The organism is Pseudoalteromonas sp. Z1A8 (assembly GCF_011378855.1).
Lineage (GTDB): Bacteria > Pseudomonadota > Gammaproteobacteria > Enterobacterales > Alteromonadaceae > Pseudoalteromonas.
The window spans coordinates 1-15609 of sequence record NZ_WTLB01000067.1 but is presented as its reverse complement, the minus strand read 5'-3'; the positions used below and the strand labels follow the sequence as shown (position 1 = coordinate 15609).

Below are 15609 nucleotides of genomic sequence, written 5' to 3'. Positions count from 1 at the left end.
TGGTGTTGTGAAGAATCAAACTGAATACCAGCCTCAAGCTATTTAAAGAAAGCTTGAGGCTGGTTAGAAGAGATGGTATCTACTTAATTATTTATTGGTGTGGGTGGCTTACTTTTTAGGGAGTAGGGTGATTTTGCCAAATACGTCTGCATCTATAAAACCACGGTTTCTGTCACCATTTACTGGCTGTACTTCGTGTGAACCCATAAAGTGTTCGCGCACTTTGCTGCCATCGTTGTCGCAATACGCTAGCATAAAACCTATTACTTGCTTTTCGCTAAGTGTAATTGGGGTGTTTTTAGCACCTTCTTTATAATCATTAGGGTAGAGCTTTATTGCTACTTCCCAGGTAATGTTAAAGGGCGCGGTAGTATTGCGCTTCCAGTTACTCACTAGGTGGTCGGTATATAAATGGGCTTTTTTATCAGGGCCGTAATCGGCGGCTTGGTTATCAAGGCCAATATGGTACGCCAAAGCTGTGTGATTAAATTGGTGGTTTCCGCCCGATGCATCGCTATCTATAAACACTTCTAGCGCATCGTCATCCCAATATTTATAGGTTGGATCGGCGTGTGTATCTATTAAAACGTCATCCACAATATCGGCTTGTAGATATAAATAGTTTTGATCCCACAGTAAACGATAACGCCCTTTAAAGTCGGCATCGCTTGATGGCAATGTGCCATCCATTAAATAAGGCATGTCGTGCCAAGCGGCTTTATCCCACGCGCTTTCTGATACGCCATCGACAGTAATTGGGGTTGATGTATGTTCAACATCAATCGCCATTGCAGGAGCGCTTAATAAAAAGCTTAAGGCGAGTGCTAATTTTTTCATTAATCTCTCAATTTTATTGTGTATTTATATTGGTGTAACACACATCCTAAAACAGTTGAGTAATTAGTTACAGTGAAATACTTTCGCCTTCGTTTAAAATATACAAAGGTGTTTTAGCATCCATTTTTGTGTGCATGTGCAATAAGCGCAGTAAGGCTGAATGACTAGTGCGGTCGCCCATTTTCCACGTTGAGTTACCATAACCCCAAGGTATCATTACTTTACAGTTAAGATCATTCGCGGCGTTTAGTGCATCCTCTGGTGTTGTGTGTACGTAACGATACCAACTAGGGCTCTCTTCACTGTAATAAGACGCTATTGGCATTAAGCATATATCTATATCACTATATTTTTGCTGAATGTCCTTAAAGTGCTTTGAGTAGCCGGTATCGCCTGCAAAAAATAAGGTCTTGCCGTTTTGCTCAAGGAGCCAGCCGTTCCATAGGTCTTTATCGTTATCTTCATAAATAAAGGGTATCATTACTCGGCTACTAAAGTGATGAGCAGGTAAGGCATGAATAGCTAAATCGCTAATGTTTGTTTTTGCGTACCAAGCCATTTCGCTAATGTTAAACCCGCCAGTTGGGAAGTTGTCGGCCATACCCAGTGGTGTTAAGTAGCGAGGTTTATTACCTAACTCTTCTATATCTGCTTTATTAAAATGATCGTAATGAATATGCGAGTACATCACAGCGTCTAAGTTTTCGAGTTCACTTTGTGTTAGCCAATCGCCGGGTTGTCTATAAAACCCTGAGGCCAGCCTAAAGGCTAAATCAACAGGTGAATCAAATTGCTCTTTAACAGGGTCAAATAGCATTTGCTGCCCGTTAGGTGTGCGGATCATAAATCCTGCATGCCCAAGCCAACGAACAGTGTATCCGGTATTTAATTTTGGAATTACTTGATCAGCAATATATTGGCAGTTTTCACTGTCTGTTTCGCACTGTAGTTTAGGGCTCGTTGGATAGCAGTCAGCTTCGCAGGTGGTAGGGTAAGTTTTTTTACCGGGGTAGAGATTATGAAAGCGTCCTTCCCGTTCGCCATCTTGATGCAGTGGAGTAACGGTACCTTCCCCTGCAATGACCTCAATGTGATTGGCTGTTTGGCAAGCGCTCAGCAGCATACATGTAGTGATGAGGCTAAAGGTGGTTAGTTTCATTGTCGTAATCTAGTTATTATTTTGTAAAAGTATAACAACAAGAGCAGATTAACGAATAATTCAAAGGTAACAAAAAGTAACAATAAAAAAGCCTGCAATTTTGCAGGCTTAGTAAAAGAGTTTAAACTGATTAGCCTGCGCTATTCATTTGCTCTATAAATTTGTTTGAATCGGCAATCGATTTGTTCATGTCGTTCATCAACAATTGAATATCGCGTTTAAGGTTAGTGAATTCACCTTTAATAGCCGATACCGCTTGTGCATTTAAGTTATGCTTTAAGTACAAAACGTTATCATGAAGCGATGTTAATACTGGCTCCATTTTGTCCTCAGCACTGCGCATAGAGCTTAGTAGCTGATCAAATTGACGCTGAGTTGCAGCTAGCTTTTTGCTACTTTCACGTTTAAGTGATGCACTTTTATATTGCTCTAGCTCATCGCCCCATTCATCAAATAGCGCTTCTGCTACGTCTTCTACTTTATTGATGTTTGTTGACACTTCGTTAGCGGCTTTTAAGCTCGACTCGTAGTCATCGTTTAACTGATTGTAAGTGTCTTGTAGTTCGCCACCATTAAAATCAATAAGTGTAGTTAAGCGCTCTAGCGCTGATTTAAATTCTTCTTGCGACTCTTGTTGTGAGTCTTTGGTTTCTTCTACGCGGTCAATAAGAATATCGCGTTTGTGAACACCCACTTTTTCCATCGCTGAATAATAAGCTGATTGGCAGCCCGATAAAGTAAGTGTTAATACAAGCATTGAAACACTAAGTAATGTTTGTTTTTTCATTTGAATTCCTGTTTACGAGTGTTAGTGCTGTAAATTATGGCGCTGATTGTTATTATAATCAAAATTACATAAGCACAAGTCAATTGTATGAATGATAAGCTCTCCCATTACAAACAGCAAGTTAAGTCCTTTATACGCCAACAGCCTGCATGGTGGATGCAGTACGTTAACCGGTGTATAGACGATCAAATAACAGTGAATGCGGGTTATTTAGCCTACGTTACCTTACTTTCGTTGATCCCACTTATTGCTGTGGGTGTTGCTATATTTTCGGCTTTTCCGGGGTTTGAGTCGACTCGACTAGAAATAGAAAGCTTTTTGTTTACTAATCTTGTGCCTACTTCAACAGATGTAATTAGAGAGCATATTAGCTCGTTTACAGGTAATGCAAACCAAATGACCGCCGTGGGTATTGGTTTTTTAGCGGCCATTGCTTTGCTGTTAATACGTAATGTTGATGCGACGCTTAATCGTATTTGGCGAATTAAGAAAAAACGCCCGATGATGATCTCATTTGCTGTGTATTGGATGGTATTAAGCTTAGGTCCTGTACTTTTAGGTGCCAGTATTGGTGTTACTTCTTATATTGTGTCGTTGGTGTCGTTTGCTGATCAGGGGATTCCGGGGTTTAGTGGATTTTTGTTAAAGCTATTACCTTATGGTATTTCGATGGCGGGCTTTATTATGCTCTACACTTTAGTGCCTAATACAAGAGTGTCATTTAAAGCGGCTGTACCAGGCGCTTTATTTGCAGCACTTTTATTTGAGCTAACTAAAAAGGGATTTGCACTTTATATTAGCCATTTCCCTTCGTACGAAGTTATTTATGGCGCAGTAGCGACCATTCCTATTTTGTTTGTGTGGGTGTATTTGTCATGGATTGTTGTGCTGTTAGGTGCTGAATTTACAGCGTGCATTAGCCCAAATGATATTCCAGAAACGCCAGAAATAGAGCTTGAAGATGACGAGCCAGCAGTAAAGGATAAAGTGTAAATGCAAGGTTTAATACAACGCGTAACACACGCAAAAGTAGAAATAAACAACCAAGTGGTAGGCGAAATTAGCCAAGGTATATTGTTGTTGCTAGGCGTTGAAAAACACGACGATAAACAAACGGCCGATAAGCTTTTACACAAGGTAAGTAATTACCGTATTTTTACTGACGAAAACGATAAAATGAACTTAAGCCTAAAAGACATTGGCGGTGAGTTATTAGTGGTGTCGCAATTTACGCTAGCGGCAGATACTAAAAAGGGTATGCGTCCTAGTTTTTCATCTGCGGCAACACCAAGCCAAGCTAACGAGCTTTATGAGTACTTTGTTACTCAAGCTAAAGAGTTGGGGCTTACAATAGCCACAGGTGAGTTTGGTGCTGACATGCAAGTAAGCTTGTGTAACGACGGACCCGTTACGTTTAACTTATCTGTTTAAGTTTTTGGTTGCCACTACAATATGATTTACGTAGCCCGTAATTTTTTGCGGGCTGACGTTACAGCCAAATACATCGAGTAATAGCTGCTGAAGTTGCTTTAATTGCGAATCATGCTGCGATAAAAAGTTAATAAATAGCATGCCGTTGTTATTTAAAGCCGAGTAGATTTTTTTATAAAATGCCTCTTCAAATAAAAATCGAGGCGCGTCTATTTGGCTAAATAAATCGAGAATAATCCAATCAATTTTTTGTGCACTTTTTAAAACCTGCTGTGCATCGGCGCAAAGCAATCGCTCATTTTTATTTGACGAAAAAAATTGTGTGTAGCAATCAATAATATCGGCATTTTTTTCAACCGATGTTATTTGTGCTTTAGGGTATTTGTGCTGTAAATAATTACGAATTGCACCGCCGCCAAGGCCAAGTTCTAACACCTTCACTGGCGCGCTAAGAGCTTGCCAATGCTTACCTAGGCACAATAAATGTGGAAAAAGTAATAAATCCGGGTTATTTAAATCAATAACAGATTGAAGAGTGTCGTTAATAAGTAACCAGCGTAACTGCTCGTGCTCACGCACTTGAATGTGGTCGCCACTGCACTTATGCCAATAGATTAACTGACCAATGCTGTGGCTATTTTCAATAAATTGATCGCTCAGCAAACCAGTTAGTGAATTTATATAATTGATTTTTTCAGTCATATTCTCAGCATAAACTAGCAACGTTAAAGCGCAATGGCCTTTGTCATTATTTTTTTACGTTATTTTACAGCCATCACCAAAGTCGTATTTGCAGTTTTTTTAAGATGGAGTATGGTATTTGCCATAATAATACCAATCGACCTAATTTCTAGCTTGGTAGATAACCAATACGATTAGTATAGCGCCGTAGCCTTTTTTTGACTTTTATTTACGGCTTATATAACAACAGGAGTATGTATGTTTCAGGTAAGCACCCCACAAAGTAGCGAAGATTGGCAAGCGTATTACCAATTGCGTTGGCAGGTATTACGCGCACCTTGGGGCGAGCCTCGTGGCTCAGAACAAGACGATATGGAACAAGACTCTGAGCATCGCTTTATAAAAAATAAAGAAGGCGAAGTGCTAGGCGTAGCTCGTTTGCACTTTAATAGTCATGAACAAGCACAAGTACGCTATATGGCCGTTGCGGAGGGTAATCGTAATCAACATATTGGTAGCCGATTACTTCACGAACTTGAAAAAATAGCATGGACACAAAATGCCGATGAACTGGTTTTGTTTGCACGCGAGCGTGCACTTGAGTTTTATAAGCGCCATGGCTACGAATTAAAAGAAAAAGCGCATTTAGCTTACGGCGATGTACAGCACTTTAAAATGATAAAGCAAAAGCCAAGTGAGCCAGGTTGGTTTCGCCATCCAAATTGGACGCAAGTGCTGCAAAATATTTGGCGCGAATCAATTCCAATTAGTGATGCAATGGGTATTAAAGTAGAAAGCTACACCGATTGGCAATTTACAACCAGTGCAGATTTAGACGCTAACTTAAACTTACATAACACGATGTTTGCAGGATCTATTTATAGCTTGGCAACACTTACAGGTTGGGGCGCTACGTACTTAGCACTTAAAGAAGCAGGGCTTGAAGGTAATATTGTGTTAGCCGATGCTAATATTAAATATTTAAAACCACTAACTACAGACCCACGTGGCTGTGTAGATTTGCAAGCCTGCAAAGGTAAGTTGAGCGATTTAGAAACCGAAGGTAAAGCAAGCTATGTTGTGCCTGTTACTATTTATGATGGTGACAATGTAGTTGCAGAGTTTGAAGGTGTGTTTGCTGTTAAAAAATAACAGTTTAATTTAATGCCGAAAAGTAAAAAGCCAAGCCGTGGAACAATCCACATAGCTTGGCTTTTTTGTGAGCTTGTTTTACAACAAGTCAGTTAATAATATACCTACACCAATACGTTCAATATCGGCGTTGTAGTCAATTAAGCTTTCGCCATAACCGTTAAAGTATTGTGCATAACCACGAACGCGACCCCATAAAGGAAATGACCAATCGAGTTGAATTGCACCGCGGTTATCTGAATTTAAGTTATTACGTGTCATAAAGCTAAATTCGTGATCATGAAAACGATACGCACCGCTAAATTCAAAGTAACCCATGTATTTGTATATGTCTGGGTTGTCGTCGCCATTGGCTTCTAAAATATCTTCTTTTTCGTCCTCAGCTATTCGGTACCAAGGTTTAAAGCTAAAAACAAAGCCTCTGTTTTCCCAGATAAAGTCTGCATAAATACGGTTCCACGAACGTGAGTTTGGTTGGCTTCGACCATTTGATTGATGCGAAATACCTAATGCGATTGCCATTTCGTCGCCCCATAATACGTTTTCTGGGTCGAGGTAATTTATCCAAAATATCTCTGGTTCGTAGTTGGTCTCACGAAATGGAGAAGAAATTTCTGAGTTATAAATCTGCCAATATGATTGCAGTGTAAAGCCAAAAAATATGGCTTGGTCTTTATCCGAAAAATCATCGTAAAGAGGCACTTTTATCGATAGCTGGTATTTTGCTTCTAAGTTGTCGAGCGGTTCACCGTCGTTGTCGTCGGTTAGTGCATCAAAGCCATCAAATGGGCGATCGTTTGGGTGTGATACGTACGAAAGCGGTAAAATATAGTTACGCTTATGTGGCGTAATTACATTTCTATTTTTTTTACCTACTTCTTCACGAGCTTGGCGTTTATCAAGCGCGGTAAGTTGTTTGTTTTCTTCAAGAGCTGAACACTTTTTACGAAGATCGTCTAATGTTTGTTTACCATCTCCGCCAATTACTTCATTTAAAATACACTGCTTTACAAGTTCGATGTCGTTGTCTTGCTCATTTGTTGCAACTTCTTCTTGTGCGAAGGTAGCTGTACTCATTAAGGCAGAAAGTGTGATCCAGTGGCGCCAGCTCATTGTAATTCCTTGTGGGTTCGGGTTGTGTTGTATGCGTTAATTTAATTATAACGTCTTTTTACATATGTAACGGTGAACTTTTACTGAATTTGTATTTATAACAAGGTCTATACGTATACAAAGTAAATATAGATCAGAAAAAAAGCGGCCTAGGCCGCTTTTTTAATGCAAATTAACCATTTTGGCCAACGTGCTCTCACGCAATGAGAAGGGTGAGCTAAAGCTCAAATATGTTAGTAAAAAACTTATAAAGCTCGGTGCCTTGGTTAACACTTGCCGAGGCAAAGTGCAGAATGGCTATTGCATCGCAATCGAGGGTAATAGTTTGCAGTGGTTGCTCGCTCAAGTAGCGTTCCATTCGCAAAATATTGGCAATGGGCTCACCGGCCTTAATGTGCCCGCCAAGGGGGCTATGTATTCAACCATGCCGCCAATAGGGGCGTAATAAGCAAAGTAGTCATCTAAATTACATGCATAGCGAGTGATATTGGCTGGCGTATGCGGTGCGTTTTGTAATACGCCTTTGTGATTTAAGTAACTTAAAATGCTGTTTGCATCGTTTAATGCTTCTTTTAAGTCTATTTTTTCTTGGCTGCCTAGCTCTACAGTAAATGCTTCTACAGGTATTGATAATTCGCGACCTTGTCCGCTAAGCGCATCACTTAAATGCCACCATGGGCAAAAGTTTGCTTCATCCATCGCACCGTCAAAATCACTAGGAATAAGCAATACATGTTCAATATTAAAGTAACGTGCGCTGTCGGTTGCATAGGTTGGGCAGTACAGATGCTTGCTTGAAATAGGGCCTGTGTGTAAATCGAGCACTATATCAGCTTGATGAGCGAGCTTTTGTAAGTTAAGCGCAATGCGTTTACCCGTATTAAGTAAATAAGCAGGGCCGTTGAGTTTGCTGTCTACTTCGTCAATAAGTGCCTGTTTGAAGTTACTTTTTAATGTAGCGTCGTCATACTGAGTATGATTTTGTGCAAACTGCGTCACTAAATTTTTATTGTAGTGATACATGCGATTCCAATTAGTACCCGTAATCGGATCGAATCGGCCAAGGGTAAACTCGCCAGATTTTTGATTACAGCCAATAGGATTTGCATAAGGTACAAGGGTAATATCGCCATTCAGGTTTAGGTGCTGTAACTGCTCAAGTAGCTGAAAAATAACTGCGTTACCTTGCACTTCAGCACCATGCATATTGGCCTGAATGTAAACACTTGGCCCTGTGCCATCGCCTTTTAAACGATACACCGGAATTGTAAGTGGTAAGCCGTTTGCGACTTCGCCTACAATAATATTTTCTTGGCTGATGTGTGTTGTATTACTCATGCTTATTACCTTAAGTAGTGGCTGGCATTTTCGGCTTGGCGAACACAGGTAATTGTACCGTTTTGCAATGTGTACTCGGCTGCGAGCTCATGGCATAAAAAATACGGCATACTTTCGGTAAAGCCGTAAGCACCGCATTGGCTAAACACTAGCCAGTCGTGCTCATTTAAATCGCTTGGTAAGTTATGTTCACCCAAGCAATCAAGCGCTGTACAAAGTGGGCCGTATAAAGTGACCGCTTGAGTTTTAGCACTGGATTCACGTAGTAATGCAGCAGGAAAGTCTTGGCTGGTAACAGCAGGGCGTAATAAGTGATTTATACCGCCGCTTAAAATTACTTGCTGTTGATTATAGTTTTGTTTGCGCTCTACTACTGGGTTTGCGTAATGACCGCATTCGCCAACGGCATAACGACCCAGTTCCATCCATAACTCTTCTACACCCGCATCATTTTTAATTTTAGCGAGCGCAGCTATTAAGTCATCCCAATCAAGTGTTGTTTCGCTTTGTGTGTATGGAATACCTAAACCGCCACCTAAATCGAGAATTTTAAGGCTAATATTTAAATCGCTGGCAAGTTGGCTAAGGGGTGCAATCATTTGTGACCACAATTCGCTTAGCTTTTGCGTGCTAAGCATATTGCCCCACTGAAAAATATGTAAGCCGTCAAACTTAAGTGCAGGGTACTCGGCTACATTGAGTGCTTGCCACTCATCACAACCCAAACCAAACGGCGTAAGGCTGTCGCCGCCCAGTGGGTTTTTTTCACCTTCAGGCCAACGTAATTGCACTCGCAGTAGTACTTGGAGTTGCGTATTTTGTAGTTGCGCTTGTTGGTTTAACCAACGTACTTGATTAAGGCTTTCGGTAACAAATATGCGCACGCCGCGCTCAATAAAATGTTTAATTTGTTTAGGGCTTTTTGCAGGCCCTGTGTTGAGCACGCGCTGCGAACTAATGCCTTGTGCTAGCACTTGCTCAAGCTCACCTTTACTTGCTACGTCAAAATTAAAGCCAGCGCTGTCTAAGCTTTGAATAATTTTAGACAGTGGATTTGCTTTTACCGCGTACCACAGTTTTACATCGGTTTGCGCAACTAAACGCGCAAGATGCGTGTTTAGTTGATCTAGGTCGTAAACAAAAAAAGGGGTATCAAGTTGTTGTGTAATTGTATTTACAGCAGTTTTGATAGGCGTGCTCAAAAAGCTCATTATCGTAAAACCTCTTCAAGTAATAACGATGCATCGCTTTGCTCGTCGCGGTATTTAACAATTAACGCACACGACATGCTTAAGCCTTGCTCGCGCGCCCATTCGTTTGACGCAGGGCGAGAGCCTGGTATTACAATGGCGTACTCAGGGATTGGCTCGCCTTTATCAAGCTGGCGCTCGTTTACGCAGTCGTAAACCGGAATAGTTGCCGATAAACGCACGCCAGGAGCGAGTACTGCACCTTTTTTAATGACTACGCCTTCAACAAGAATACAGCCTGCACCAATAAAGGCATCGTCTTCTACAACGACTGGGCTTGCACCAATTGGCTCAAGTACACCACCAAGCTGCACTGCAGCACTTAAATGTACGTTTTTACCTACTTGTGCACACGAGCCCACTAGTGCGTGGCTATCTACCATTGTGCCTTCGTCGATGTATGCACCAATGTTTACATACGCTGGTGGCATAATAATCGTGCCTTTAGCAACATAAGCACCACGGCGAACACTTGAACCACCCGGCACCATACGCACGCCATCTTCAGCACTAAACTCTTGCGGAGCTAGGTTATGTTTATCAACAAAACCACCTGCAAACTCAGTATTAGTGCCATTTTTAAAGGCTTCTAAAATGCCTTGTTTTACTTCTACGTTAGCTTGCCATTGGCCGCTTTCGTTTTGTGATGCTGCGCGTACTGCGCCCGATTCTAAATTATTTAATAGTTCTAACCAGCTCATTATAAAAACCTGTATTTAATGCCAAGATAAAATGGTGTTGTTTGCAGTTGTGATGCAATCGGTTTGAGTTAACTCAAGATGTGTTAAAGGTGGACGCAGTTGCGGGCTGCTTAAGCGACCTTGCAAATGCATCAGTACCTTTACGGGAATAGGGTTTGCGACAGCAAATAGGCTATTAATAGCGCTTGACCACTGGGCAAATAAATTAGGGTATTGACCGCTTAAACTACGCTTTACAAATTCATGGGTTTGCACCGGCCATGCGTTTGCAGCTACCGACACCAAACCTTTTGCGCCAGCTTGAGCAAAATAAGGCATTAGCGCATCGTCGCCACTGTAAATAGCTAAATTAGGTGCAGCTTGGCGGTAAGCTTCAAATTGAGCAATACTGCCGCTCGCTTCTTTTAGTGCCCATAAATTTTTATTGTTTTGTAAGTTTTGAATTGTTGCTGTTGGAATGCTTACAGCACTGCGACCAGGTACGTTATAAAGCATACATGGGTGAGCGCTTGCATTAAGTAGGCTTTCAAACCAATGAGTTTGACCTATAGCGCCGGGCTTTGCATAAAGGGGTGAGCCAAGTAAAAAACTATGAATAGGCAGCGTATTACAGAAGTTAACCCACTCAATTTGTTGTTTTAGATTACTACCGCCCACAGCAACCATTAATGGCACTGTGGGTTTTAGCTGACATACGTGCTCAACAATGGCTTGTTGCTCTTTTTGCGTAAGCGCTAAACCTTCGCCCGTACTGCCGAGTAGCAAAATACCGTTATGTGCGGCCTCTTGCTCCCTAACCAGCTTAGTTAACGTGTTGTAGTCAACATCACCGTGTTGATCAAATGGCGTTACGAGCGCGGTCCACAATGAGTAGTCGTTTAAATTGAAATTGTTGATCATCTCTCACGAACTTATAATTTGTACCAATTTTATTAAACACGTGATCATTTTAGCGATGACTAATTTAATGCAATTGGTAGTATTCGAAGAGTTAAAAAGCTTTATGGAAGGAGCCGCATTAACGTCGTTCGAACTAATAATTCGAAGAGCGAATGGGCTTAAAATAATAGGGCGCACGGCCTTAATATTTAAGACCAGAAGCTCTCCACCAAACTAATAAGCTGCTTGTTATAAGCAGCTATTGGTGACAGTCGCTAGGGTTCAACCTAGTCGCCCGAAATAAACACCTCGCAAAAGTGATTACTTCTCGGCGTTAATTCCCCTCACGTATGCTCACTGGAGTTTGCGCTCCTAACATACGCTACCTGAATAACGCACCTCTTCTAGCCCTTTGCACCTGTTTGTAGAGTAAAAACTTACAAACCTATGCAATTTAAATAGGGTAATTACGGCGATTAAAGCATTTTAGCCGTCTAGGTGTCAAGCGACTAAATGCATATTCATTCATCCATAATGGGAGTGGTTACGTATTGGCTGCTTTTCTCGTACACTAGCAATATAAGTAGTGAGGTATTTAATTAGTATGGAAAAATTTAGCGATATTTATAAGCGAGCGGTAGAGCGAAAAGGTTCTGAAAAAATGCTTAAGTTATTACTTGCAAAACCGCTATCTAAAAAACAACTAAGCACGTTAAGTGACGACGATTGGCTTGAAGAATTTACTCGAAAAGTATTTCAAAGCGGCTTTTATTGGTCAGTCATTAATAATAAGTGGCCGGGCTTTAGGGAAGTTTTTTGGGACTTTAGCGTTGATAAGTTACTAATGATGCCACCCGATATGCTGGAACAAAAAGCAACCGATGAGCGTATTGTTCGTAACTATAAAAAAGTAAAAACAATTACCGAAAATGCTTACATGATCCACGAAATAGCAGAGGAACATGGCAGTTTTAGTCAGTTTGTCGCTAATTGGCCAACAGACGATATTATTGGTTTGTGGGCATATTTAAAAAAGCATGGTTCGCGTTTAGGTGGCAATACAGGCCCTTATGCGCTGCGAGCACTTGGTAAAGATACTTTTTTACTATCACGCGATGTAGAGAGTTACTTGCGCGCCCATAAAATTATAGATGGCGGCTTACAAACTAAAAAATCACTGAATGCAGCCCAAGCTTTTTTTAACGAAATGCAAAAACAAAGCGGCTTAAGTATGCAAGAGTTGAGCTTAATTGTGGCTTATGGCGTAGGTGACAACCGTGTTGGTATAAGCCAGCAATAAGAGGAATTACCATGAAATTAGTGCCAAGATACACAGACATTGCGGAAAACTTCGCAATTGAAGATTTTCCTGCAAGCGTTGCCTCTCCTCAGTTATTGCTGTGGAACGAGAGCTTAGCAAAACAGTTTGATATTAATGTTGCTGCTGATTTGCGTGCTAGCACTTTTAGCGGCAACGAAAAACAGGCAATTCCTGCAGTAGCACTTGGTTACTCTGGGCACCAATTTGGACATTTTTCACCACGTTTAGGCGATGGGCGAGCGCATTTGCTGGGCGCTATTAATGATGATAAAAATCAGTTGTGGGATATTCAATTAAAAGGCTCTGGTGCTACTCCTTATTCTAGAGGAGGGGATGGGCGTTGTGCACTTGGTCCTGCTATTCGTGAATACGTAATGAGCGAGGCAATGCATGGACTGGGTGTTAAAACCACACGCTGCTTAGCGGTTGTTGGTAGTGGTGAAACGGTTTATCGTAATCCGCCACAGGCAGGTGCAATAGTGACTCGTTTAGCAACGAGCCATATTCGTGTTGGCTCATTTCAATATTTAGCGACGCAAGGCGATGTTGAAGGGCTTAAAAATTTAGCTGATTTAGCTATTGAACGACACTACCCAGAAATAACAGATACAGGGCCACAACGCTATTTAGCCTTTTTAGGCGCTGTAATTAAAAGCCAAGTTGAATTGGTGGTTAGTTGGATGCGCGTTGGTTTTATTCATGGAGTAATGAATACCGATAATACGCTAGTAAGCGGAGAAACCATTGATTACGGCCCCTGCGCCATGATGAATAATTTTGATTTTGACACCGTGTTTAGCTCTATCGATAAACAAGGTCGTTATGCCTTTGGTAACCAGCCTAATATAGCTAATTGGAACTGTGCACGCTTAGCTGAGAGCTTAATACCGCTTATTAGTGATGATGACGAGCAAGCTGTTTCGTTAATGACGCCATACATCAATAGCTTTGCTGAGCAGTTTAATGCTGAGTTTACGGCTATGTGGGAAAAAAAACTGGGCTTGAGTGCAAAAAATGCAAGCGGAAGTAAGTTAATTTCAGAGTTATTAACGCTATTAAAAGATAACCAGCTCGACTACACCAATACCTTTGATGCGCTTACTGAATCCTTAAAGGGAGAAACAGTAGTACCCGAGTCGCTAATCGAATGGAGAGCTAAGTGGGTAAACTTAACTGACAATAATAGTTATGAAGTAATGAGATCGGCAAATCCTCGTGTAATTCCTCGTAACCATGTGATCGAAAAAATAATTGCAGAGTATAATGCTGCAGGGTTTAGTGAGTTACTAAAGCGCTTTATGAAAATAGTGGGAAATCCGTATTCTGATGACGAAAAGCTATCAGAATTTCAGGCTGCACCGATAAATGATAATGATTACCAGACTTTTTGTGGTACTTAATTACTAACCTTGAATATAACTACATGATTAAAAGAGTCATTTTTTAATCAAAAATGTGCATATATGTAGGGGAATGTTAATTCTGGTGGTATTATGCGCCGAATTAAAGCTAAGCAATATTTCTTTGCATTTCTGAGAGCATTTAATTTAATTGCTCTCACATTCCTTGTTCAGTACTAATTTACAAAAAACTACTATATTTATTTTTCAATAAAGTTTTAATTTCGCCTATAGTAAGTGGATGTGTGTTGTGACAGGGCATTAAAAAATTTATAAACTTTATTTTTCGTTAAGTATTGATTAACAAAGGCTCAGTTAGTCTATATAAAACTGATTGAGCTAGTATCGATTAGCTACAATTTTAAATTGTTCAAATGGGAAGAAAACAATGAAATTAAAATCACTTACAATTGCAATCGCGTTGGCTGCAACTAGCGCATCTACATTCGCTGCTGATAAAGAGCCTGGTTTCTACATTGGCGCATTTGGCGACTACTACGACGCATCTTGGAAAAACATGCGTGATCAAGCTGGTCTTGACGTAAATGAATCAACTGGCTGGGGTGTAGAAGCTGGTTACCGTTTCAGTGACTACTGGAGCGCACGTCTTGAATATGCAGATATGGATTTTAATGCTTTTGATAAAGTTGCTGGCAACCGCAATAATATCGATGGCGAGCGTTACGGTATTGATGCTCTTTACCATTTAAATGGCGGTCCTTTCTACGGTCTTTTCGGTATTAAAGAAATTGACGTAGTTGATGACAACACATTCTTAAATGCAGGTGTTGGTTACCAACACTTCATTACAGATGGCTTATTTGTAAATGCTGAAACAGCTGTATACCAAGGTCTTGACCGTGGTTACACAGATGTAGGCGCTAAAATTGGTATTAACTACTTATTTGGTCAAAATTCAGCTCCTGTAGAGCCAGTTAAACCAGCTCCTGAAGTTGTTGAAGTAGCTGTAGCTCCTTTAGATAGCGACAACGACAACATTGCTGATGCAGATGATAAGTGTGCTAACACACCTATGACTGATGCAGTTGATGGCACTGGTTGTACTTTATATGAAGACAAAGAAGTAACTGTAAGCTTATTAGTGACTTTCCCTAACAATGCTTCAGCAGTATCTACTCAGTACTTAAATGATATTGAAAAAGTATCTGCATTCTTAAAAGAGTACCCAGATACAACAGTACTTTTAGAAGGTCATACTTCTTCTGTAGGTAAAGCAACTTACAACAAATGGTTGTCTAAAAAGCGTGCTGACGCAGTAGCTAAGCAACTTGTTGCTGATGGTATTGCTGAAGACCGTATTACTACAGTTGGATTAGGTGAAGAGCGTCTTAAAAATGATGCTAACACTAAAGCTGCAAACGCAGAAAACCGTCGTGTAGAAGCGCATATCAAAACTATCAAAAACGTTAAAGTTTTACGTTAATTAAATAGTTTGTAATAAAAACCCAGCTTAGGCCTGTCTCTTATACACAAATCCCTGCTAAGAAATTAGCGGGGATTTTTTTGAACTAAATCTCAATGTCATGATCAGATCTTCAA

The 15609-nt window shown here is 40.6% G+C and carries 14 protein-coding genes, 1 pseudogene and 1 riboswitch; of the genes and pseudogenes, 6 read left to right on the top strand and 9 right to left on the bottom strand.

Annotated features, from left to right (window positions below; all coding sequences use genetic code 11):
• Positions 1–108 precede the first annotated feature (108 nt).
• The 3 genes from GQR55_RS18080 to GQR55_RS18070 form a co-directional block, all read right to left on the bottom strand.
• A complete protein-coding gene (locus GQR55_RS18080; protein WP_166421707.1) occupies positions 109–837 on the bottom strand; it encodes a CBM9 family sugar-binding protein in 729 nt (242 codons plus the stop codon).
• A 67-nt stretch (positions 838–904) separates the two neighbouring features.
• A complete protein-coding gene (locus GQR55_RS18075; RefSeq protein ID WP_166421706.1) occupies positions 905–1996 on the bottom strand; it encodes an MBL fold metallo-hydrolase in 1092 nt (363 codons plus the stop codon).
• A gap of 130 nt (positions 1997–2126) precedes the next feature.
• On the bottom strand, positions 2127–2783 hold the full coding sequence (locus tag GQR55_RS18070) for a DUF2959 domain-containing protein (protein WP_166421705.1): 657 nt from the start codon (positions 2781–2783) through the stop codon (positions 2127–2129).
• A gap of 87 nt (positions 2784–2870) precedes the next feature.
• Between GQR55_RS18070 and GQR55_RS18065 the strand changes: the two genes are divergently transcribed.
• The gene (locus tag GQR55_RS18065) at positions 2871–3776 is read left to right on the top strand and encodes a virulence factor BrkB family protein (RefSeq protein ID WP_166421704.1); all 906 of its coding nucleotides are present in this window, start codon (positions 2871–2873) and stop codon (positions 3774–3776) included.
• Positions 3777–4214: a D-aminoacyl-tRNA deacylase gene (dtd, locus tag GQR55_RS18060; RefSeq protein ID WP_166421703.1), complete on the top strand. Its 438-nt coding sequence runs from the start codon at positions 3777–3779 to the stop codon at positions 4212–4214. It begins immediately after the preceding gene.
• Here dtd and GQR55_RS18055 read toward each other — a convergent pair.
• Positions 4203–4916, bottom strand: coding sequence for a methyltransferase (locus tag GQR55_RS18055; protein ID WP_166421702.1), 714 nt, complete (start codon positions 4914–4916; stop codon positions 4203–4205). The two genes, dtd and GQR55_RS18055, sit on opposite strands and share 12 nt — an antisense overlap.
• Positions 4917–5153: 237 nt before the next feature.
• On the opposite strand from GQR55_RS18055, the gene GQR55_RS18050 reads away from it, so the two are divergent.
• Entirely contained in the window at positions 5154–6047 is an 894-nt protein-coding gene (locus GQR55_RS18050; RefSeq protein ID WP_166421701.1) for a bifunctional GNAT family N-acetyltransferase/hotdog fold thioesterase, read from the top strand.
• Between the two features lie 78 nt (positions 6048–6125).
• Here the strand turns inward: GQR55_RS18050 and GQR55_RS18045 are convergent, their stop codons facing one another.
• From GQR55_RS18045 to dapA, 5 genes and pseudogenes are all read right to left on the bottom strand, one after another.
• Positions 6126–7160 carry a phospholipase A gene (locus GQR55_RS18045; RefSeq protein ID WP_166421700.1) on the bottom strand — a complete coding sequence of 345 codons (1035 nt, stop codon included), beginning with the start codon at positions 7158–7160 and terminating at the stop codon, positions 6126–6128.
• A 217-nt stretch (positions 7161–7377) separates the two neighbouring features.
• Positions 7378–8498: pseudogene (locus tag GQR55_RS18040) on the bottom strand (succinylglutamate desuccinylase/aspartoacylase family protein).
• Positions 8499–8503: 5 nt separating this feature from the next.
• The gene (locus GQR55_RS18035) at positions 8504–9709 is read right to left on the bottom strand and encodes a PLP-dependent decarboxylase (RefSeq protein ID WP_166421699.1); all 1206 of its coding nucleotides are present in this window, start codon (positions 9707–9709) and stop codon (positions 8504–8506) included.
• Positions 9709–10449 (bottom strand): 2,3,4,5-tetrahydropyridine-2,6-dicarboxylate N-succinyltransferase, encoded by a 741-nt coding sequence (locus tag GQR55_RS18030; RefSeq protein WP_166421698.1) that lies wholly within the window; start codon positions 10447–10449, stop codon positions 9709–9711. The genes GQR55_RS18035 and GQR55_RS18030 overlap by 1 nt, the downstream gene beginning before the upstream one ends.
• 15 nt (positions 10450–10464) lie before the next feature.
• Positions 10465–11349 (bottom strand): 4-hydroxy-tetrahydrodipicolinate synthase, encoded by an 885-nt coding sequence (gene dapA, locus GQR55_RS18025; RefSeq protein ID WP_166421697.1) that lies wholly within the window; start codon positions 11347–11349, stop codon positions 10465–10467.
• Between the two features lie 190 nt (positions 11350–11539).
• Positions 11540–11740, bottom strand: a riboswitch (Lysine riboswitch).
• Positions 11741–11932: 192 nt separating this feature from the next.
• Between dapA and GQR55_RS18020 the strand changes: the two genes are divergently transcribed.
• The 3 genes from GQR55_RS18020 (at position 11933) to GQR55_RS18010 (ending at position 15493) form a co-directional block, all read left to right on the top strand.
• Positions 11933–12628, top strand: coding sequence for a DNA-3-methyladenine glycosylase I (locus tag GQR55_RS18020; protein WP_166421696.1), 696 nt, complete (start codon positions 11933–11935; stop codon positions 12626–12628).
• 11 nt (positions 12629–12639) lie between these two features.
• Positions 12640–14049 carry a protein adenylyltransferase SelO family protein gene (locus GQR55_RS18015; RefSeq protein ID WP_166421695.1) on the top strand — a complete coding sequence of 470 codons (1410 nt, stop codon included), beginning with the start codon at positions 12640–12642 and terminating at the stop codon, positions 14047–14049.
• Between the two features lie 388 nt (positions 14050–14437).
• On the top strand, positions 14438–15493 hold the full coding sequence (locus GQR55_RS18010; RefSeq protein WP_166421694.1) for an OmpA family protein: 1056 nt from the start codon (positions 14438–14440) through the stop codon (positions 15491–15493).
• Positions 15494–15609 lie beyond the last annotated feature (116 nt).